The organism is Faecalibacterium hattorii, from assembly GCF_003287455.1.
In the GTDB taxonomy this organism is placed as follows: Bacteria; Bacillota; Clostridia; order Oscillospirales; family Ruminococcaceae; genus Faecalibacterium; species Faecalibacterium hattorii.
This window is the reverse complement of record NZ_PRLC01000011.1, coordinates 1-19,329: the sequence shown is the minus strand read 5'-3', so window position 1 is coordinate 19,329 and position 19,329 is coordinate 1. Positions and strand designations below refer to the sequence as shown.

Here is a 19,329-nt window from a genome sequence, read left to right as displayed (position 1 = left end):
AAAATCGTGGTGAAATTGTGTAAATTCAAGACGAAATTCCGCAACCATGGTCGCTTATTGGTGCTGCATACAGAAAGGATCGGGCAATAACGCCCCCCAAACACCGTGCCCGCCGGGCGCGGTGTTTTTTGCTGCCCTTTTGTGACAAAGCCGGGGATTTGTGGTACAATAGAAACGGATTTTTGCGAAAGAAAGGATTTTTTGATGCAGCTGTTTGAACTGGTCAGCCCGCGTTTGTTCCGCCCGCTGGCGGGGCCGAACCGGGCCTTTTATGCGGAGCTGCTCCTGCTGCTGTGGGAGGAGTGCCGCCACACGGCAGATTACAGCATCTCCCGCGCCGAGGCCGTCTCCCGCGCGGAGGATTATTTTGCGGCGCTGGCAAAGCCGCTGGCGCTGGACGCTGACGACGCCGGGGACGAGGCCGAGCAGCCCACCCGCGACCCGCATCTGCTGGCGCTGGGTTTCCTGCTCCGGCTGCGGCGCACCGGCTGGCTGGAAGAGCAGCCCGGCAGCTACGAGGAGGAACCGGCGCTGGCGTTCCAGCCAGAGGTGACCCCTCTGCTGGAAGCGCTGGAGGAGATCCTGAACCCCCGCGTCGTTACCTACACCGGGAAGCTCTACAAAGCGTGGCAGCTGCTGCGCGGCATCGGGGAGGAGAAGAGCCCTTACGAGAACGTGCTGCGGGAGGTGGCGTCCGACCTCGACGCGCTGAACAAGTCCCTCCGGGCGCTGAATGCCTCCATCGGCCACTACATCGACCGGCTCACCCGCAACCGCACCCCGCAGGAGGTGCTGGAGCTGTTTGACCAGTATGAGGAAAAGGTGGTGGCGGCGGCTTACCACCGCTTCAAGACCAGCGACAACCTCTTCAATTACCGCGCCTACCTCGAAGAGGGGCTGGACGAGTGCGAGGCGAACTTCCTGCCCCAATTGGCGCTGGATTACGCCCGCGTGGAGCGCTGTGCCCCCAACGAGGCGGCCCCCGCCGTCCGTGCCCTGATCCAGAAGCAGCGGGACGCGCTGGAAGAGATGAGCGACCTGATGAAGCAGATCGACGCGAGCCACATCCGCTACCGCAAACGGGCGGTGCAGCGGGCGCAGTTCTTGCTGCTGAGCGACCGCTCGGCGCAGGGCAGCGTCACCACGCTGCTCCGCCGCTATGCCGAGGAGATCAAAACGCCCGACCAGCTCTTTGAGCCGGACGACGGCCCGGTGGCAAAGCGGCTCCACCTCTACCCCGTGCAGGTCTTCGGCGAAAAGCCTCTCTACCCGCCCGCCGCGCCCCGCAGCGAAACGCCGCTCAAGCCGGTGGAGACCTCGGCGCTGGACCCGGCGCAGCTGCAAAAAGAGCAGAAGCTTCTGCTGGATTACGCCCGGATGGCCGTGACGGAGGAGAACGTGGCCCTGCTGGCCAAACAGGCGCTGGCCGCCCGCAGGGCCGTCCCGGCTTCCACCCTCGCCGCCGAATACCCGGACGACTTTGCCCGCATCATCGGGCTGCACACCTACTCGCAGTCGCCCCGGCGCGATTATGACATTGAACTCACCGGAAACTGGGTCGAACGGGGCGGCTTCCGGTTCGAAGAATTCATCCTGACGCCCCGCAAGGAGGAGCCCCATGGCCGAAACGAATAAACTACTGGAAGAGACCGCAAACTATCTGCTCAACCACTGCTTCCTGCTGGGCGGGGTGGAGGACCAGCGGTCGAAATATCTCTACGTGCAGGACCACCTGAACGAGGTGCGGGCCGTCTTCGCGCCGCTGGGCTATGCGGTGCTGCTCTACCCAGCCCCCTTACAGGCCGCTGCCCTCGTCAACGAGCATGAGGGCAGTCAGGCCCGGCTGCTGAAATACGAGAGCATCCTGCTGCTGGTGCTGCGGCTGCTCTATCTTCAAAAGCGGGAGAGCCTCGCCGCCAGCGCCGATCAGGTGCTGGTGACGGTGGAGGAGGTTCAGGCGGAACTGCAGAAGATGAACCTGCCCCGGCGGCTGGACCAGCTCACCCTTGAAAAGCTGCTGCGCACCCTGCGCCGGTACAATCTGGCCCGCCCGGTGGGGCGGCTGACCGGCCTCGACAGCCGGATCGAGGTCTTCCCGACGGTGCTGCTGGCCCTGCCGGACGCCGACCTTGCCGACGCCGCAGCCGAGAGCAGCCGCACCCGCAGCGAGCTTGCCTTGTATGAACGCCCGGAGGGCGAATCCGGCACGGAGGACGAAGAATGATCGAACTGAAACGCCTGAAGCTCATCAACTGGCACAACTTTGAAAACGTCACCTTCGACTGTGCCCGCCTGACCTATATGATCGGCGTCAACGCCGTGGGCAAGACCACCATCCTCGACGCCATCCGCTACTGCCTGACCACCAACCGCAACTTCAACGCCCTCGGCAACAAGAAGAGCGGCCGCACATTGCAGGGCTCGGTCCACGCCAAGCAGCGCGGCGAGAACGCTTACCGCCGCCCCGGCCGCACCGTGGCCTACATCGGCGCGGAATTCTGGGACAGCGTCAAGCGGACGAACTTCGTCATCGCAGTCCGGGTCGAGTCTGAAGGGCCCATGCAGGAACTCCATCCCGGCGACCAGACGTGGTACATCTCCGAGGACGGCATCACGCTGGAAAAGCTGCCCTTCATCGACCCGCGCACCGGTGCCCCCAGCGCCAAGGAAGATTTCAAGCCCGCCGTGGGCCGGCTCTCCTATACCCGCAGCCCCAGCGAAGCGCGGGACCGCATCTGCCGTGCGCTGGGCATTGGCCGCGCCGCCAGCCCGCTGGGCAAAAAGTTCAATGAAGTGTTCCAGATGGGCACCAGCATGGACGAGATCCCGAATTTCCGAGAGTTTTTGTATCAATACATCCTGCCCCAGCCGGAACTGGACCTCGACGCTTTACAGGGCGACCGGGTGGAGCTGGAAAATCTCCACGCCGTCCTTGCCGAGGCGCAGACCCGCGCCGCCGCACTGGAACAGATCGTGGAATACGGCCGGGAAGCCTCGGCCAAGGAGACGGATGCCCTCGTGAACCGGGGTGCGGCCCTGCTGGCCCGCGCCGAAGCGGACGCCGGGGAGCACGAAGTCTGGCAGGGACATCTCGACGCCGGACGCCGCCAGATGGCCGAGCTGAATGCCGCCTATGAGACGGCCAAGAATGCCGAAGCCGAGGCCCGCCGCTCCTATCTGGCTGCCCACGGGGCGGCCTCCGCCAGCGGCGAAGGCCGCGCGCTGGACGCCATGACCGAGGAGCTGGCCCGCAAAAAGAGCGCACTGGACGCCGCCAGCCGGAAGGTGAGCGGTCTGGAGCAGACTGCCGACACCGTCACGAACCTGCTGACCGTGCTGAACCGCAGCGGCTTCGCCGTCGAAAAAGCGCTCTGGCCGGTCAGCCTGACCGAAGGCCGTCTGCCCGACCTGACCGCCGCCCTCGACAAGCTGGAAAAGCCGCTGGAAGAGCAGTATTTCGCCGCGCGGCAGTCCGCCGCCGACCTTGCCCGTGGGCAGGAGGAAAAGCGGGCCGAGCTGGACGCAGTCTCCGGCGGCAAATGGGTCTACCCCCACGGCGACGCTGCCACCAAGGTGCGGGACGCCGTGAACGCCGAGCTCAAGAGCCGCGGCATGACCCCGGATGCGAAGATCTTCTGCGAGCTGCTCAGCGTCGCGGACGAGAGCTGGCAGGACTGTGTGGAAGCTTGCCTCGGCGACCGCCGGTTCGATATCCTTGTGCCGCCGAACCACTACGCCGCCGCCAAGAGCGCCTTTGTGGCGCTGGGTGAGCGGGTGGGGCCCATCAGTCTGCTGGACACGCCGGGCATCCGCAGCGCGAACCGCCGGGCCGATACGCCCCCTGCCGACAGCCTTGCCGCGCAGGTGGAGAGCGAAAACCCACTGGCGGCCCAGTACGCCGACACCATCCTCCGCCGCATCGTCTGCTGCGATACGCCGGACACCCTTGAAAATTACCCGGACAGCGCCACCCGCGACCTGCTCCGGCATCATCCGTTCCGCTTGGAGCGTCTGCGCAAGCCCCAGCGGTATATCGGCCTCGACGCCCGCCGGGCCCGCGCCGGTGCGCTGGAAGAGGAGCTGGCCGCCCTCGGTGAGCGCCGCCGCGAGGCTGCCCAGACCGAAAAGCAGCTGAAAGCGGCCTACGACCAGTATCAGAACGTCCTGCGCACCCACGCGCTGGAACAACTGGCGGGCCTGTGGGCCAGCCGCGCCGCGCTGGACACCGCCAAGGCCGACTACACCGCGCAGGAACAGAAGCTGACCGACTGCCGCGAGAACCCGCTGCTGCAAGAGCTGTACAAAGAGGAAGAGGCCCGCGAAGCCGCATGGGAAGCCGCCCGCAAGGCGGTGGAGCAGGTAGGCGGCGATATCCGCGTCTGTGAAAAGCAGCTGGCTTCTTGCGAGGCGGAGCAGACCAAGGCCGTGGAAACGGCCCGCCAGAGCACCGCTGCCGCAGAGGCATTCTTCGGGAAATACCCGCTGCTGGAACCCTTGGCGCAGGAGCGCAAAAAGGGCCTGATGACCGGCGGGCGGACGGCCCGCGCAGCGGCGCAGACCGCCGAAAAGGCCCAGACCAAGCTGGACGACGGGCTGCAAAGTTATCTGTCCACGACGCTGGAGCCCGCCCAGAAGGAGTACAACGAGCGCTACGTCTGCGATTATCCGCTGGGCCTTGCCGGGGTGGAGCAGTACCGCGCCCAGCACGAGAGCCTTGTCCGCATCGACCTTGAGCGCTACGCCGCCCGCTTGGAACAGGCGCAGCGGGACTGCAAGGACCGCTTCCGCAAGGACATCCTCTTCCGAATGAAGGACGACATCTTCAACGCCCGCCGCCAGTTCCGGGAGCTGAACAAGGTGATGGAGCAGCTGACCTATGGCGAAGAGGTCTACCGCTTCGAGCTGGAACCCAGCCGCGACCCGCAGCTGGCCGCGTTCTATCAGGTCATCGTGGACAAAGGCAACCAGCAGATGACCGACACCGACTCGCTGGACAACCTCGCCGCCACCGCTGACCCGGTCTACGAGCGGCAGGTGGACGAGTTGATGGAAAAGATCATGGCCGATGTGGACGAGAACACCCGCGCCCGGCAGGAGGGCCGCACCACCTCCGGCGCGACCTTGTCGGACTATGTGGATTACCGCACCTATCTGGATTACGACATCAAGGTGACGAACACGGTCTCCGGTCAGCAGGCGTATCTCTCCCGCGTCAGCCGCGATTCCTCCGGCGGTGAGAATCAGGCCCCGTTCTATGTGGCCATCTGCGCTTCGCTGCTGCAGATCTACCAAAAGAGCGAAAACAGCATCCGCCTTGTCCTGCTGGACGAGGCTTTCAGCAAGATGACCAGCGACCGCATCCGCCCCATGATGGAGCTGTTCCGCCGTCTGCAATTGCAGGTGCTGCTCATCTCCACCGTCGAGAAGAGCACCGCCATCCAGCCTTATTGCGACATTACCTATTCCATCGTGCGCCACGGCGACGCCAACGCCATCGCACCGTTTTACCGGCTGACCGCCCCGCAGGACGCGCCGGAGAAGGAGACCGAAGATGAGTGACAACCTTGCAAAATTCTGGCTCTTTGCGACCCACTGGACCAAGCTGGACACCTTTGACAACGAGGAGGAGCTGAACGACGAGCTGGAGCTGCTCCAGCGCCAGAGTCTGCCCACCAAGGTCCGCCAGATGAAAAATAAGGAAGGCAACGAAGAATACGTCCTTTACGTCAAACAGGCTGACCGCGACTATGCCCGCTACTGCACCGGCTGGCGCCCCGGCGGGATGATGTAAGAAGGAGAACTCATGCCAAAACAACCCATTCAATTGTCCGACCACTTTACCTATTCCCGGCTGGTTCGGTTTGTGCTGCCCTGCATCGGTACCATGCTGTTCACCTCGATCTACGGCATCGTGGACGGCCTGTGCGTCTCGAACTTTGTGGGCAAAACGGCTTTTGCTGCGGTCAACCTCATCATGCCGCTGCCGATGCTGATCGGCACGGTCGGCTTCATGCTGGGTACCGGCGGCTCGGCCATTGTAGGCATCACGCTGGGCGAGGGTGACAACAAGAAGGCCGATGAATTTTTCAGCCTGTTCCTGATCGCGGCCCTCGTTGCGGGCATCGTCTTCACGGTCATCGGTCTGCTCATCATTGAGCCGGTGGCTGCGCTGCTGGGCGCAAAGGGGGAGATGCTGGACTATGCGCTGCGGTATGGCCGCATCCTGCTGATCTCTCTGCCCACCTTTATTTTGCAGAATATGTTCCAGAGCTTTTTCGTTACCGCCGAAAAGCCGCACCTCGGCTTTGCCTTTACGGTGGGCGCGGGCTGCACCAATATGGTGCTGGACGTCGTTCTGGTCGGCGCGCTCCACTGGGGCGTCGAGGGTGCAGCCATTGCGACCTTTATCAGCCAGATCGTCGGCGGTCTGCTGCCAGTGTTTTATTTTGTAAACCGGAACAACACGAGCCGGCTGCACCTCAGCAAGACCAAGTTCAACCGCCGTGTCCTGATGAACGCCTGTGTCAACGGCTCTTCCGAGCTGATGACCAACCTCTCGATGTCGCTGGTCAACATCCTCTATAACTATCAACTGCTCCGCTTTGCGGGCGAAAACGGCGTGGCGGCCTACGGCGTCATCATGTATGCGTCCTTCCTGTTCGTGGCGGTGTTCGTCGGCTATGCCGTCGGCAGCGCCCCCATCATCAGCTACCACTACGGTGCCCGCAACCGGAAAGAGGTCCACAACCTTTACTCCATGAGCTTCCGGCTCATCGGCGTGGTGGCCGTTTTCCTGACCATCGGTTCCATGTTCGTCATCCCTTATGTGGCCGCCATCTTCGTTGGCTATGACGCTGAGCTGCTGGTCCTGACCACCCGCGCCTTCCGCTTGTACGGCCTGAGCTTCCTCATCATGGGGTTCAACGTCTATGCATCGTCCTTCTTCACGGCGCTGGGCGATGGCGTGACCAGTGCGCTGATCTCCTTCCTGCGCACCCTGCTGTTCCAAGTGGCGGCGGTCCTCGTCCTGCCTGCGCTTTGGGGCATCGACGGCATCTGGCTGGCCATCACCGCCGCCGAGCTTGCCGCGCTGGCTGTCAGCGTGTATATGTTCGTGACCAAGGATAAAAAGTTCCATTACCGTCACGCAGAGTAAAAAGTAACGAGAAAGGCCGCCGGGTGCCGGCGGCCTTTCTCGTTATTCGAATGTGTACTCCACGAACTCGCAGTTTTTGATGCCGAAGGCGGCGTACTCCTCATTGGTCATATCGAAGAAGTAGGAGCGCACGACGCGGGCGATGCCGTTGTGGGCGACGAGAAGGTAGGTCTTGCCCTCGTCGGCTTTGAGTTCGTCCAGCAGATCGTAGATGCGTTGGGCCAATTGCAGCATGCTTTCGCCGCCGGAATAGCGGTCGGCAAAGTGGGTCTTGGAAATTTTGAACTCGGCACCGTCGCGGGGGGTGCCCTCGTAGCGGCCGAAGCACTGCTCCCGCAGCCGGGGTTCCGGCCGGGCGGGGATGCCGGTGGCCGCAGCGATGGCCTTGGCGGTGTCGGCGGCGCGGGAGAGGGGAGAGTACAGGATCTCGTCGATGTGCACCCCGCTGTCCCGGACATGGGCCCCCAGTGCGGCGGCCTGTTCCCGGCCGCGGGCGGTCAGCGGGCTGTCGGTCATGCCGCAGATCTTGTTTTCGATGTTCCAGACGGTCTCGCCGTGGCGGGTAAAATACAGGCTGTGCATAAGCGCTCCTTTAACATTTGGTCAGGGTGTGGTGTTCGAGCCGGACGGCGTCGCCTTCGTTGATGCCAAGGCGGGTGAGTTCGGCGTCCGGGTAGGCGAGGACCCGCCGCTGCCCGGCGGCATCCTCCAATAAGACATCGCAGCAGACGGGCTGGCCCTCCGGCAGCTCTTCGCAGCCGTATAACTGCTCGTCGATGCGCAGAACGTGGTAGATCTCCATAGCAAAAACTCCTTTTTTCTTATTATAAAACGTCGATGTGCCGCCGTCAACTTGACAGCGCGTCGGCGGGGCTGATACAATAATGAACAGATAGGATACGATGCCAAAAGGAGAGAAGAGCTTGAACATTACAGAATTGCGGTATCTGGTTGCGATCATGCAGTGGGGCTCGGTCAGCGCCGCGGCAAAGCAGCTGTATGCGGCCCAGCCCAACATCAGCAAGGCGCTGAAAAACTTGGAGGAAGAGTACAAGATCCGGATCTTTGAGCGCTCGTCCACCGGCATGATCCCCACCGAGCAGGGGCGGCGGTTCATCGAACAGGCCGAGCGGGTGTTGGAAGATGTGGATCTGCTGAGCCGGAGCGTGGAGGAGGAGCAGGAGCGCTGCGCCGAACTGCGGGTGATGCTGCCCCATGCCACCTATGCGTCCTACGCGGCGGTGGACTATCTGGAACAGGCGGCCCATCTGGAAAAGATGCACATCCACATCCGGGAGGGCGGCTCGATGGAGGCGCTGGATTTCGTGCTGCGGCGGGGCTATCATCTGGCGCTGCTGCGGTACGCCATGGAGGACGACGAGCACTACAGCCACTACTGCGCCCGGCGGGGGCTGAAGATGGAACCGGTGATGGATTTCGAGTACCAGCTTCTGACCAACCGGGATGGCCCACTGGCAAAGCACGAGGTGCACGACCTTGCGGAGCTGAATCAGTATATGGAGATCCTGCACGACGACTTCCAACTGCCCGGCGAGGAGGGCGGCGACGGCGTGCGCTGGCATGTGAATCAGGCCCGGCGCATCCATGTGTACGAGCGGTGCAGCCAGTTCTCGATCTTGCAGCGGCTGCCCACGGCTTACATGTGGGCGTCGCCCATGCCCCGCAAGGCGCTGGAGCAGTACCATCTGGTGCTGAGAAAGTGCCCGGCCCAGCGCCAGCGGATGCGGGATGTTCTGGTCTATCCGGACAAGGGCAGTCTGCGCGCCGAGGAACAGGCATTTGTCGATCTGCTCCAGAAACAGGCGGCCCAGACCGTGAAATGAGTTTCCCCCGGTTAAGAACCGGATAAGATTTCATCGACCGGAATCGTTAAAAATAGAGAAATGTGGCAAAGAAACGAAGCGAGATTTCCCGCTTCGTTTCTTTTTTGCTGATAATTGGTCGGAAAATGAACCTAAAAACGGTAAAAATTCTTAATGGCTATATAAAATCCGATATGGCCCTATACTGGAAAAATATTGTGCAGATGATGAAAAATATGTTAACATGAGACCAGAGATTTGGGGCTGCCCGGCGGCGGAATGGGGCTGCGGACAGCACCGGAAAAAGGAGGTTTCTGGTATGATTAGTTTCTTGCTCTGTCTGGCGGTTTTGATCGTGGGCTACTTCGTCTACGGTAAGATCGTGGACAATACCTTTGGGCCGGACGACCGCGAGACCCCTGCGGTGCGGATCAACGATGGCGTGGACTACGTTGTGATGCCCCAGTGGAAGCTGTTCCTCGTCCAGCTGCTGAACATTGCGGGCCTCGGCCCCATCTTCGGTGCAATGCAGGGCGCTCTGTGGGGGCCGGTGGTCTTCCTGTGGATCACCTTCGGCACCATCTTTGCAGGTGGCGTCCACGACTACTTCTCCGGCATGATGAGTGAGCGCAACGACGGCGCTTCCATCGCCGAGATCACCGGCAAATACTTAGGCCCCGTGATGCAGAACATCATGCGCGTGTTCTCCGTGGTGCTGCTGATCATGGTCGGTACCGTCTTCGCCGTCGGCCCTGCGGGCCTGATCGTCGAGCTGTGCAACCAGAGCGGTGCTTCCGGCGTGCTGACGTCGCTGTTGTTCTGGCTGATCATCATTCTGGCCTACTACTTCATCGCGACCTTTATCTCCATTGACGCGGTCATCGGCAAGATCTACCCCATCTTCGGCATCTGCCTGATCATCATGGCCATCGGCGTCATCTTCGGTATCTTCACCAATTCTGCTTACACCATCCCGGAGATCTGGGAGCACTTCGGCAGTATGCACCCGTCGGGCACCCCGATCTGGAGCTTCATGTTCATCACCGTCGCCTGCGGCGCGATCTCTGGCTTCCACTCCACTCAGTCGCCTCTGATGGCGCGCTGCATGAAGAGCGAGAAGCAGGGCCACTTCGTCTTCTACGGTGCCATGGTCTGTGAGGGCATCATCGCTCTGATCTGGGCCGCTGCTGGCTGCTCCCTGTACGAGGTCGTCGGCGGCAAGAACACCGGTCTGGCCGCTGCGCTGGCCATGGGCCAGTCCAAGGCCATCTACGATGTCTGCTCCAAGACCATGGGCGGTGTCGGCATTGCGCTGGCCATGATCGGCGTTGTGGTCTGCCCCATCACCTCTGGTGATACGGCCTTCCGTTCCGCTCGTCTGACTCTGGCCGACTGGCTCAAGATCGATCAGGACAGCTACGCGAACCGCCTGAAGCTCTGCATTCCTGTTCTGGGCGTTGGTGCTTTCCTTGGCATCGGCAACGCACTGGGCTTCATCAACTACACCGTCATCTGGCGTTACTTCAGCTGGACCAACCAGACCCTCGCTATGATCGTTCTGTGGGCGGCTTCCATGTACCTCTTCAAGGAAAAGAAGAACTACTGGATCACCGCAGTGCCCGCGACCTTCATGAGCGCGGTGTCTTCCACCTACTTCGTGCTGGCTCCTGAGTGCTTGGGCGGTCTGCTCAACAGCAAGACGGCAGAGGGCGCTACCATCTACAACACGGCGGTGGCATACCCCATCGGCATCATCTTCGCAGCGGCTATGCTGGCGCTCTTCATCCACGCCACCAAGAAAACGGCTGCGAACAAGGCTGCATAAGCTGGATCGACATTTCAATTTCATGACCCATTCATACGAAGGGCTGCTGCACAACTCCTTCCGACATCGCTTGCGCGATGCCGGAGGGAGCCGATGCAACAGCCCCTTCGTTTGTTTTGCGGAAACTCTCGTCGATCTGTGCAGAAAAATCACGGAAAATAGTGCAAAAAGCACAAAACTGGTCAAAGTGCACAAAAAACGCCCAAAAAGTTTGGAAGGAGCAACTCTGGTTGAAAAAACGGGATCGGGAACGTTTGAGGTAAAGAAAATTAGTCGAATGAACGACAAAAAATCTTTTCCGGGCAGCAAAAGGAATCTTTGCCATATACTTTTTGATATGAGGGCCATTCTCGAAAGATATTACACGAATTATGAAGAGTGTGTTAACATAAGGCCAGAAATGACCGCGCACGGCAGAATGGGGCCGGGCGTGGATCTTAAAAGGAGGTTTCTGGTATGATTAGTTTCTTACTCTGTCTGGCGCTCCTGATCATCGGCTATTTTGTCTATGGCAAGATCGTTGACAACACGTTTGGACCGGACGACCGTGAAACTCCTGCTGTGCGCATCAACGATGGCGTTGACTACGTCGTGATGCCCCAGTGGAAGCTGTTCCTCGTCCAGTTGCTGAACATTGCGGGCCTCGGCCCCATCTTCGGTGCACTGCAGGGTGCTCTGTGGGGCCCCGTGGTGTTCCTGTGGATCACCTTTGGTACCATCTTTGCAGGTGGCGTCCACGATTACTTCTCCGGTATGATGAGCGAGCGCAATGAGGGCGCTTCCATCGCTGAGGTTACCGGTAAGTATCTGGGACCCGTGATGCAGAACATCATGCGTGTGTTCTCCGTCGTGCTGCTGATCATGGTCGGTACCGTGTTCGCAGTCGGCCCTGCCGGCCTGATCGTGACCCTGTGCAAGAACAGTGGCATGAGCGGCGTGCTCACCACCACCCTGTTCTGGCTGATCATCATTCTGGTCTACTACTTCATCGCGACTTTCATTTCCATTGACGCCATCATCGGTAAGATCTACCCCGTGTTCGGCATCTGCCTGATCATCATGGCTGTGGGCGTTATCTTCGGTATCTTCACCAACCCCGCTTACACCATCCCCGAACTGTGGGATCATTTCGGCAGCATGCACCCGTCGGGCACCCCGATCTGGAGCTTCATGTTCATCACCGTCGCCTGCGGCGCTATTTCCGGCTTCCACTCCACCCAGTCGCCCCTCATGGCGCGCTGCATGAAGAGTGAGAAGCAGGGCCACTTCGTCTTCTATGGTGCCATGGTCTGTGAGGGCATCATTGCTCTGATCTGGGCCGCTGCTGGTTGCTCTCTGTATGAGGTCACCGGTGGTCTGAACACCGGTCTGGCCGCCGCTCTGGCAGAAGGCCAGTCCGCCGCCATCTATGATGTCTGCTCCAAGACCATGGGCGGTATCGGCATTGCGCTGGCTATGATCGGCGTCGTCATCTGCCCCGTCACCTCCGGCGATACGGCTTTCCGTTCCGCTCGTCTGACTCTGGCCGACTGGCTGAAGCTCGATCAGGACAGCTACGCAAACCGCCTGAAGCTCTGCGTCCCCGTTCTGGGCATTGGTGCTTTCCTTGGCATCGGCAACGCACTGGGCTTCATCAACTACACCGTCATCTGGCGTTACTTCAGCTGGACCAACCAGACCCTCGCTATGATCGTTCTGTGGGCCGCTTCCATGTACCTGTTCAAGGAGAAGAAGAACTACTGGATCACCGCTGTTCCTGCAACCTTCATGAGCGCTGTGTCCTGCACCTACTTCGTGCTGGCTCCTGAGTGCTTGGGCGGTCTGCTCAACAGCAAGACGGCAGAAGGTGCCACCATTTACAACACCGCACTGGCATACCCCATCGGTATCATCTTTGCGATCGCAATGCTGGCCATCTTCCTCCACGCCACGAAGAAGACCACTGCGAAGAAAGCCGCATAACCCATTCATGGCGGCATAACCCCCTGTAACTTCCAAACCGGCCGCTGCCCATCCCAGCGGTCGGTTTTCTTTTGGCAAAGGTTTGGAAAAGGCTCTTGCAATTTTTTGGATACAGTGGGACAATGGGATCAAACAAAACAAAAGAGGGATACACTATGCTGTTCAAACCTGCACAACTGGGTCTGGCGAAGCTCAACGCCGACGAGCTGGAAGCCGATAAAAAAGCCTGTAAGAAGATCGGCCCCTGCGGCGTGGGCAAAAAGGCGCTTTACCTCAACAGCTTCTACATCGACCGCCGCTATTATCTGCCCTACGGCAGCATCACCCGCGTCTTCAAGCGGGTGGCCATGAGCCAAGGCGGCTTTACCGGCAAGGGAATGTTCGCCTCCATGGCCTACCTCGTGGTGGAGTACGACGGCGGCAAGCAGAAGCAGTGCAACTTCAAGGATGAGCGGGACGTGGACGCCCTGCTGGATGTCCTCGCCAAGGAGCAGCCGCAGATCAAGCTGCTGAGCGCGGCGGGCGAACAGGCCGTGGCAAAACAGGCCGCAGAAAAGGCTGCCCGCAAGCTGCCGGAGCTGACCAAGGACGCCGAACACAGCCTGACCGTGCTGCGCAGGGCGAAGGAGTTCTTGGAGGCAAAGCCCGCCGTCTCGGACGAGCTGAGCGCCGCCGAGCGCCGCAAGCGTGCCCAGCTCAAGAGCAAGCCCGTGTACCGCTACGTCGCGCTGACCATCTTCATTTTTGGCATCGTGGCGGCGGCTTACGGCCTGTACGCCATCACCAACCATGTGGGCAACTACGGCATCTATTTTGCGCTGTTCGGCTTTGCGGCCATCTTCCTCTTTTCCAGCTACAATATGCTGCCCACGGCCCGCAACAACCACAACTCCATCATGAAGCGCGCCGAAAAAGCGGAACAGGCTGCGGCGGATTACGTCAAGACCTACCCCAATGGGGCTTTCCCGGTGCCCAGCTATTACGCACACCCGGTGGTGCTCAAGCGGATGATGGACGCCATTGAAGAGGGCCGCGCCGTCACCGTGCCGGAGGCGCTGGATGCCGTTAAGAACCGCCTGAAAGAGCTGAACGCCGATGTTCAGGTCGATCAGGACGAGTATGACGAGGTCGTTGTCATCAAGGCCATGTTCCTGAACCACGATTACGAATAAACAGCCAAGCAAAAGAGCCGGCGGGGCATTGCCACCGTCGGCCCTTTGCTTTATAATAGCAGAAGAGAGTCATTCGGAAACAGGAGGTTTCTTATGAAGGACATGGTCACTCTTGGCACCACCGACATCACCGTGAACAAAAACGGTTTCGGCGCGCTGCCCATCCAGCGCATCTCACAGGAAGACGCGGTGCATCTGGCCCGCAAGGCCTACAAGGCCGGCATCCGCTTTTTCGACACCGCCCGCGCCTACACCGACAGCGAAGTGAAGCTGGGCGAGGCCTTCGAGGGCATCCGCAGCGAGGTCTATATTGCTACCAAGACCGCCGCCCAGAACGCAGAGGATTTCTGGGAGGACCTGCACACCTCCCTCCGGAACCTGCGCACCGAGTACATCGACCTGTACCAGTTCCACAACCCCGCCTTCTGCCCCAAGCCCGGCGACGGCTCCGGCCTGTATGAAGCCGCGCTGGAGGCCAAGGAAAAGGGAATGATCCGCCACATCGGCCTGACCAACCACCGCCTGACCGTGGCGAAGGAGGCCATCGAGAGCGGCCTGTACGAGACGCTGCAGTTCCCGTTCAGCTACATTTCCGGCGAGCAGGAATTGGAGCTGGTGGAGCTGTGCCGAGCAAAGGACGTCGGCTTCATCGCGATGAAGGGCCTGTCCGGCGGCCTCATCACCAACAGCGCCGCCGCCTACGCCTTTGAGGCCCAGTACGACAACGTCCTGCCCATCTGGGGCGTGCAGCGGGAAACGGAGCTGGACGAGTTCCTCTCCTATATCGACAACCCGCCCCGGATGAACGAGGAACTGCGGGCCGTCATCGAGAAGGACCGCGCCGAGCTGCGCGGCGAGTTCTGCCGGGGTTGCGGCTACTGTATGCCCTGCCCGGTGGGCATCGAGATCAACAGCTGCGCCCGCATGAGCCTTCTCCTGCGCCGGTCGCCCGCTGCGGCCTACCTGAGCCCGGAGGGACAGGCCAAAATGAAGAAGATCGAGAACTGTCTGCACTGCAACCAGTGCAAGGCCAAGTGCCCCTATGGGCTGGATACGCCCGCCCTGCTGGCCCGCAACTACGAGGACTATAAGCGGGTGCTGGCGGGAGAAGTAAAGGTGTAATGAAATATGAAGCAGCGTGACAGTGATTTGGATGTGATACGCGCATTAGCAGCATTTTGTGTTGTGATGAATCATGCCGCGGAGTCTGTTTACTCTATGAGTATGGAGCAGTATCAGATGATTCCCCACAGCAGCAGCGCGTTTTATTTTGCGGCATTTACATTTGGAAGATGCGGAGTTCCGCTTTTTCTGCTCTTATCCGGCTATCTTTTGCTTCCGCAAAGTTATGATGAGAACAAAATAAAAAGATTTTATAAACACAACTTTCTGCCGATGCTGGGCGTCTGGGAATTATGGATTTTTATCTATTGTGTTTTCTTAGCATGGTATTATCAGATGCCGTTTGATGTGGCGCAATATATTCGGCGGGCATTATTTTTGGAACATGCGGGGTTGAGCCATACATGGTACATGCCGATGATTATTGGAATGTATCTGTTTTTGCCATATGTGGCGAACGCGTTGAAGCAAATACCTTGGACGCTGTTGTCTATCATGATGCTTGCTGTGTATGTGTACCTTTTCATAGTTCCGAGTGTGAATTCGTATCAGTCGATGCTGCAAATTCCGTCGAATGAAATGGTATACGCCCAAATCGACTTGAGCTATGGAGGGAATGCCTATGGCTTATATTTGATATTGGGATATGCGATTGCACGTTGCAAGAAAGTTTTATGCGAGAAAAAATATCGCATTGCAATGATTTTCGCGATTCTAATGGGGGGGGGGGTACGCGCGGACAGTGTACGCGCAACTGGCGTACTTCTCTCAGGGAATCGCGTGGCAGGTATGGTATAATTACTATCTGATGCCGTTGATCGGCGCAGGAATATTTATCACGCTGATGAACATAAAATTCCCTAGCTGGATTGAACGGCCGGCCAAAAGGCTTTCCATTTGCTCGTTTGGAATCTATTTGCTGCATGATATGCTTCTCATGGTGGAGATAAAGAACGTGGGGGTCATTGGCGACAAATCGACAGAAGTTATTGCGTTGGCAATTGGAACATATCTTTTGAGCTATCTTATCGTAGAAGGTGCAAGTAAAATTCCACATATCGGAACGCTGTTTCTGAAAAAAGGTTGAAATGGGCACAAAAAAGGCAGATGCCGCGCGATACGGCATCTGCCTTTTGTTGATCTCTGAAATGTTACAGCGAAGCGGGGACGGATACCTTGAAGATCTTCATGGCGTCCTTGTAGCAGTGGACGAAGTAGAGGATCTCTGCGAAGGCAGTCAGGATCCACGAGCAGGGGTAGAGCAGGTAGAGGGACGGGATGGTGTGGAAGTGGGCAAAGATGGTGTACACCCAGATCACCCGGAACACACAGGAGCCGAGGATGACGATGATGGTGGGCACGACAGTCTTGCCAAGGCCGCGGGAGGCGGCAATGGTGCAGTCCATAAAAGCGGAGATGCAGTAGGCAAGGCCCATGACGCCCACGCGCTTCATGCCTGCGTCGATAACGGCGGCTTCCGTGGTGAACAGGGCGAGGAACTGCCGCCCGAACAGGAACAGGCTGCCGCCCAGCAGCAGACCTACGCCAAAAGAGTAGGCCAGTGCGATGAAGTAGCTTTTCTTTACGCGGTCGGGCTTGCCCGCGCCGTAGTTCTGGCTCATGAAGCTGGCACAGGCCATGTAGAAGGCGGCCATGCAGTCGTAGATGAGGTTGTCGGCGTTGGCGGCGGCGGAGTTGCCCTTGACCATGAGGGAGTCGAAGGAGTTGACGCCCGCCTGAATGAAGAGGTTCGCGATGGCGAAGATGGCGTTCTGGAACCCGGCGGGCAGACCGAGAGCAAGGATGCTTTTGGTCATGGCGGGGTCGAGCTTGGCCTGTTTGAAATCGAGGGCGTAGCAGTCCTGCACCTTGGTCAGGGCGTGGAGGATGAGCCCCGCCGAGACGCACTGGGAGATGGCGCTGGCCAGCGCCACGCCCGCTACGTCCAGCTTGCAGATAATGACGAAGAAGAGGTTGAGCAGGATGTTCAGAACGCCCGCGATGCTCAGAAAGTACAGCGGTTTTTTTGTGTCGCCGATGGCGCTGAAGATGGCGTTGCCGAAGTTGTAGAGCGCCAGCGCCGGCATACCGAGGAAGTAGACCCGCAGGTAGAGGATGGCGCCGGGGAGCAGGTCGTCCTTGGTGTTCAGGAGCCGGAGCAGGGCGGGGGAACCCAGCAGCCCGATGCCCAGCAGCACCACACCGGCAATGAAGCTGACCACCAGCGCTGAGTGGACCGTGCACCGGACGTCGTCGCCGTGCTTGGCCCCGTAAAAGCGGGCCACCAGCACGTTGATGCCGTTGCTCAGGCCGATGAGGAAGCCGGTGAACAGGGTGACGAAGATGCTGGTGGAGCCCACCGCGCCCAGCGCCGTGGAGCCCGCGAACCGGCCTACCACGGCCACGTCCGACATGTTGAACAGCACCTGTAAGAGGTTGGAAAGCGCCAGCGGGAGACTGACCAGAAGGATCTGCTTGGCCAGAGGCCCTTCCGTCAGCGTTTGGGTGTTCGATTTCATAGTTGATGATCCCTTTTTCAAATCCTAAACCGTGCCCGCGCACACCGGGGCACAAGCTCTATTATAAAGCCCGACGGCGCTTTTGCAAGATGGGAACCGCCAAAAGACGGGTGAAATTTTGCAGAGCGGCAGAACGAATGAAAAATGGGGTGAAGATTTCTATTTGCATTTTTTGGGCAGCTGTGCTATACTACCTTATACTGAATTCGTTCAGGCATGTGCGATCGTAGCTCAGCTGGATAGAGCGTTCGGCTCCGACCCGGAAGGCCAGAGGTTCGAATCCTCCCGGTCGCATAAAAATCCCAGTACACAAATGTGTACTGGGATTTTTTGCTTCCGGGAGGATTCGAACAGGGCGGCGGCACGAAGTGCCGTAAGCAATCAGCCCGGTGGGCTGTTGCTTAGCCCGCGGTTCCTAGGCCCATAGGAATGTCTAACAAGAGGACTACCGTTTCCCATGCTTCCGGGAGGATTCGTTACCCCTTTTTATTCTTCAGCCAGATGCGGTACAAGCCATCTGTAATGAGCGTTTCGCGGTAGAGAATGTTGGTGCGGCATGCCTCGCGGATGGTGCGGGGCAGATTGCCGGTGGCGTAGAACTTCAGGTCGGGGCCAAGCTCGGCGCGGAACCGCTCGGCCAAGCCATCCAGCAGCCCGGCGGTGCCCAGCACAAAACCGTTCTGCAAACAGGCGGCGGTGTTCTTGCCCAGAATGGAGGGGGCCGCCGGTGCGGAAAGGTCGATCTGGGGCAGCTGGGCGGTTTTCTGTACCAGCGCCGCCTGTGAAAGCTGCGGGCCGGGCATAATGACGCCGCCCACCAGCTCCTGCTTCTCGTTGACGGCCATGATGGAGATGGCAGTGTCGGCGGAAATGACAGCCAGCGGGCCGGGTCCCTCGGCCAGCGCCGCCACCGCACCGCAGAGCAGTTCGGCGCCCAGTTGGGCAGGATTGTCGAGCCGCAGCTTGATGCCGCTCTTCAGCCCCGGCCCGACGGTCAGGATGCGGGCAGAAGAGAGCATTCGCAGCGCCGCCAGCACCCGGCCTGTCAGCGCGGGCACCACACTACCCAGAATGCCGCCCTCGATCCGCTCCGGCTCGACGCGATATAAGGAAAGCAGATTCAGCAGATTCATGGCGTATTCATCAATGGTCGCTGCTGTGTCGGAGTGGAGCCGCCCGCTGAATTGCAGCGCGTCGTGCTCGTAGCCGGCGATGGTGATGTGTGTGTTGCCGATGTTGACCGTCAGGATCATGGTCAGGGGCCTCCTCTGCCTTATAATGTAATTATATAATATAACACCCCGCTCAAAACTGCAAGCTCCCCTTGCAAAAGGGGAGCCGAGACGGCCTTGGCCGTCTCGGAGAGGTTCAGTTTTCTGCCCGCAAACAGAAACTTGAAGTTTTTTGAAAAAACTTGCAAAAAAGTGTTGACATTCCTCCGGGGGTATGGTATTATACCTGAGCGCCAAGCGCTGAGACAAAAGAATGACTTCCGAAGCCTCAGCAAGAAGCCGAAGAAAAGAACCAATAGACGTCAAGAAACACCAAAGAGATTTGAGAGGTTTCGGGACGCTCCAAGTTCAGAAAGTTCGACAGCTTTGAAAAAAGAGCTTGACAAAAAATCACTTCTGTGATAAAATAATCAAGTCGTCAGCCGAAAGGTTGAGGCGCTTACAGGACCTTGAAAATTGAACAATATCGAAAAACTTGTAACGGAACCTATTTTCGTGTTGGAAAAACACGGTAAACA

18 protein-coding genes and 1 tRNA gene are annotated in these 19,329 nt (G+C 59.2%); 14 read left to right on the top strand and 5 right to left on the bottom strand.

Annotated features, from left to right (window positions below; all coding sequences use genetic code 11):
* Window positions 1-204 precede the first annotated feature (204 nt).
* The 5 genes from C4N23_RS08565 to C4N23_RS08545 are packed head-to-tail and all read left to right on the top strand — an operon-like array spanning window position 205 to window position 7,156.
* The gene (locus C4N23_RS08565) at window positions 205-1,635 is read left to right on the top strand and encodes a Wadjet anti-phage system protein JetA family protein (protein WP_055192120.1); all 1,431 of its coding nucleotides are present in this window, start codon (window positions 205-207) and stop codon (window positions 1,633-1,635) included.
* Complete coding sequence (locus C4N23_RS08560) at window positions 1,619-2,224, top strand: DUF4194 domain-containing protein (RefSeq protein WP_055192122.1); 606 nt, start codon at window positions 1,619-1,621, stop codon at window positions 2,222-2,224. Before C4N23_RS08565 ends, C4N23_RS08560 begins: the two co-directional genes overlap by 17 nt.
* Complete coding sequence (locus C4N23_RS08555) at window positions 2,221-5,559, top strand: ATP-binding protein (protein WP_112145447.1); 3,339 nt, start codon at window positions 2,221-2,223, stop codon at window positions 5,557-5,559. The genes C4N23_RS08560 and C4N23_RS08555 overlap by 4 nt, the downstream gene beginning before the upstream one ends.
* Window positions 5,552-5,791 (top strand): hypothetical protein, encoded by a 240-nt coding sequence (locus C4N23_RS08550; protein WP_112145445.1) that lies wholly within the window; start codon window positions 5,552-5,554, stop codon window positions 5,789-5,791. The genes C4N23_RS08555 and C4N23_RS08550 overlap by 8 nt, the downstream gene beginning before the upstream one ends.
* A 12-nt stretch (window positions 5,792-5,803) precedes the next feature.
* On the top strand, window positions 5,804-7,156 hold the full coding sequence (locus C4N23_RS08545) for an MATE family efflux transporter (RefSeq protein WP_112145443.1): 1,353 nt from the start codon (window positions 5,804-5,806) through the stop codon (window positions 7,154-7,156).
* A gap of 42 nt (window positions 7,157-7,198) precedes the next feature.
* Here the strand turns inward: C4N23_RS08545 and C4N23_RS08540 are convergent, their stop codons facing one another.
* Both C4N23_RS08540 and C4N23_RS08535 read right to left on the bottom strand, forming a co-directional pair.
* Window positions 7,199-7,738 carry a histidine phosphatase family protein gene (locus tag C4N23_RS08540; protein ID WP_112145441.1) on the bottom strand — a complete coding sequence of 180 codons (540 nt, stop codon included), beginning with the start codon at window positions 7,736-7,738 and terminating at the stop codon, window positions 7,199-7,201.
* A 10-nt stretch (window positions 7,739-7,748) separates the two neighbouring features.
* Window positions 7,749-7,958 (bottom strand): hypothetical protein, encoded by a 210-nt coding sequence (locus C4N23_RS08535; protein WP_055192132.1) that lies wholly within the window; start codon window positions 7,956-7,958, stop codon window positions 7,749-7,751.
* Between the two features lie 121 nt (window positions 7,959-8,079).
* Here C4N23_RS08535 and C4N23_RS08530 point away from each other — a divergent pair, with 121 nt between their 5' ends.
* Both C4N23_RS08530 and C4N23_RS08525 read left to right on the top strand, forming a co-directional pair.
* Complete coding sequence (locus C4N23_RS08530) at window positions 8,080-9,000, top strand: LysR family transcriptional regulator (protein WP_112145439.1); 921 nt, start codon at window positions 8,080-8,082, stop codon at window positions 8,998-9,000.
* A 298-nt stretch (window positions 9,001-9,298) separates the two neighbouring features.
* Window positions 9,299-10,804 carry a carbon starvation CstA family protein gene (locus C4N23_RS08525; RefSeq protein WP_112145437.1) on the top strand — a complete coding sequence of 502 codons (1,506 nt, stop codon included), beginning with the start codon at window positions 9,299-9,301 and terminating at the stop codon, window positions 10,802-10,804.
* Between the two features lie 31 nt (window positions 10,805-10,835).
* Here the strand turns inward: C4N23_RS08525 and C4N23_RS13815 are convergent, their stop codons facing one another.
* Complete coding sequence (locus tag C4N23_RS13815; RefSeq protein WP_146746478.1) at window positions 10,836-11,129, bottom strand: hypothetical protein; 294 nt, start codon at window positions 11,127-11,129, stop codon at window positions 10,836-10,838.
* A 131-nt stretch (window positions 11,130-11,260) separates the two neighbouring features.
* Here C4N23_RS13815 and C4N23_RS08515 point away from each other — a divergent pair, with 131 nt between their 5' ends.
* From C4N23_RS08515 to C4N23_RS08495, 5 genes are all read left to right on the top strand, one after another.
* Complete coding sequence (locus tag C4N23_RS08515) at window positions 11,261-12,766, top strand: carbon starvation CstA family protein (protein ID WP_112145433.1); 1,506 nt, start codon at window positions 11,261-11,263, stop codon at window positions 12,764-12,766.
* 155 nt (window positions 12,767-12,921) lie between these two features.
* Window positions 12,922-13,938: an ATPase P gene (locus C4N23_RS08510; RefSeq protein WP_112145431.1), complete on the top strand. Its 1,017-nt coding sequence runs from the start codon at window positions 12,922-12,924 to the stop codon at window positions 13,936-13,938.
* 93 nt (window positions 13,939-14,031) lie between these two features.
* Complete coding sequence (locus C4N23_RS08505) at window positions 14,032-15,060, top strand: aldo/keto reductase (protein ID WP_112145429.1); 1,029 nt, start codon at window positions 14,032-14,034, stop codon at window positions 15,058-15,060.
* A gap of 6 nt (window positions 15,061-15,066) precedes the next feature.
* A complete protein-coding gene (locus C4N23_RS08500; protein ID WP_112145427.1) occupies window positions 15,067-15,858 on the top strand; it encodes an acyltransferase family protein in 792 nt (263 codons plus the stop codon).
* A gap of 10 nt (window positions 15,859-15,868) precedes the next feature.
* A complete protein-coding gene (locus C4N23_RS08495; RefSeq protein WP_112145425.1) occupies window positions 15,869-16,147 on the top strand; it encodes a hypothetical protein in 279 nt (92 codons plus the stop codon).
* A 64-nt stretch (window positions 16,148-16,211) separates the two neighbouring features.
* Here the strand turns inward: C4N23_RS08495 and C4N23_RS08490 are convergent, their stop codons facing one another.
* Window positions 16,212-17,579 (bottom strand): MATE family efflux transporter, encoded by a 1,368-nt coding sequence (locus C4N23_RS08490; RefSeq protein WP_112145423.1) that lies wholly within the window; start codon window positions 17,577-17,579, stop codon window positions 16,212-16,214.
* A 220-nt stretch (window positions 17,580-17,799) separates the two neighbouring features.
* On the opposite strand from C4N23_RS08490, the gene C4N23_RS08485 reads away from it, so the two are divergent.
* Window positions 17,800-17,873 (top strand) — tRNA-Arg (locus C4N23_RS08485).
* Between the two features lie 182 nt (window positions 17,874-18,055).
* Here C4N23_RS08485 and C4N23_RS08480 read toward each other — a convergent pair.
* A complete protein-coding gene (locus C4N23_RS08480) occupies window positions 18,056-18,832 on the bottom strand; it encodes a type III pantothenate kinase (RefSeq protein WP_112145421.1) in 777 nt (258 codons plus the stop codon).
* A gap of 141 nt (window positions 18,833-18,973) precedes the next feature.
* On the opposite strand from C4N23_RS08480, the gene C4N23_RS14040 reads away from it, so the two are divergent.
* On the top strand, window positions 18,974-19,213 hold the full coding sequence (locus C4N23_RS14040) for a hypothetical protein (protein WP_181567101.1): 240 nt from the start codon (window positions 18,974-18,976) through the stop codon (window positions 19,211-19,213).
* The last annotated feature ends 116 nt before the right edge of the window (window positions 19,214-19,329 follow it).

What these genes read in the sequence shown, in the direction of transcription:
- C4N23_RS13815 (WP_146746478.1), bottom strand. Translation starts at nt 11,129, where the DNA reads ATGGCAAAGATTCCTTTTGCTGCCCGGAAAAGATTTTTTGTCGTTCAT.
- C4N23_RS08555 (WP_112145447.1), top strand. Translation starts at nt 2,221, where the DNA reads ATGATCGAACTGAAACGCCTGAAGCTCATCAACTGGCACAACTTTGAA.
- C4N23_RS08525 (WP_112145437.1), top strand. Translation starts at nt 9,299, where the DNA reads ATGATTAGTTTCTTGCTCTGTCTGGCGGTTTTGATCGTGGGCTACTTC.
- C4N23_RS08495 (WP_112145425.1), top strand. Translation starts at nt 15,869, where the DNA reads ATGCCGTTGATCGGCGCAGGAATATTTATCACGCTGATGAACATAAAA.
- C4N23_RS08505 (WP_112145429.1), top strand. Translation starts at nt 14,032, where the DNA reads ATGAAGGACATGGTCACTCTTGGCACCACCGACATCACCGTGAACAAA.
- C4N23_RS08500 (WP_112145427.1), top strand. Translation starts at nt 15,067, where the DNA reads ATGAAGCAGCGTGACAGTGATTTGGATGTGATACGCGCATTAGCAGCA.
- C4N23_RS08540 (WP_112145441.1), bottom strand. Translation starts at nt 7,738, where the DNA reads ATGCACAGCCTGTATTTTACCCGCCACGGCGAGACCGTCTGGAACATC.
- C4N23_RS08510 (WP_112145431.1), top strand. Translation starts at nt 12,922, where the DNA reads ATGCTGTTCAAACCTGCACAACTGGGTCTGGCGAAGCTCAACGCCGAC.
- C4N23_RS08515 (WP_112145433.1), top strand. Translation starts at nt 11,261, where the DNA reads ATGATTAGTTTCTTACTCTGTCTGGCGCTCCTGATCATCGGCTATTTT.
- C4N23_RS08480 (WP_112145421.1), bottom strand. Translation starts at nt 18,832, where the DNA reads ATGATCCTGACGGTCAACATCGGCAACACACACATCACCATCGCCGGC.
- C4N23_RS08545 (WP_112145443.1), top strand. Translation starts at nt 5,804, where the DNA reads ATGCCAAAACAACCCATTCAATTGTCCGACCACTTTACCTATTCCCGG.
- C4N23_RS08560 (WP_055192122.1), top strand. Translation starts at nt 1,619, where the DNA reads ATGGCCGAAACGAATAAACTACTGGAAGAGACCGCAAACTATCTGCTC.
- C4N23_RS08490 (WP_112145423.1), bottom strand. Translation starts at nt 17,579, where the DNA reads ATGAAATCGAACACCCAAACGCTGACGGAAGGGCCTCTGGCCAAGCAG.
- C4N23_RS08550 (WP_112145445.1), top strand. Translation starts at nt 5,552, where the DNA reads ATGAGTGACAACCTTGCAAAATTCTGGCTCTTTGCGACCCACTGGACC.
- C4N23_RS08535 (WP_055192132.1), bottom strand. Translation starts at nt 7,958, where the DNA reads ATGGAGATCTACCACGTTCTGCGCATCGACGAGCAGTTATACGGCTGC.
- C4N23_RS08565 (WP_055192120.1), top strand. Translation starts at nt 205, where the DNA reads ATGCAGCTGTTTGAACTGGTCAGCCCGCGTTTGTTCCGCCCGCTGGCG.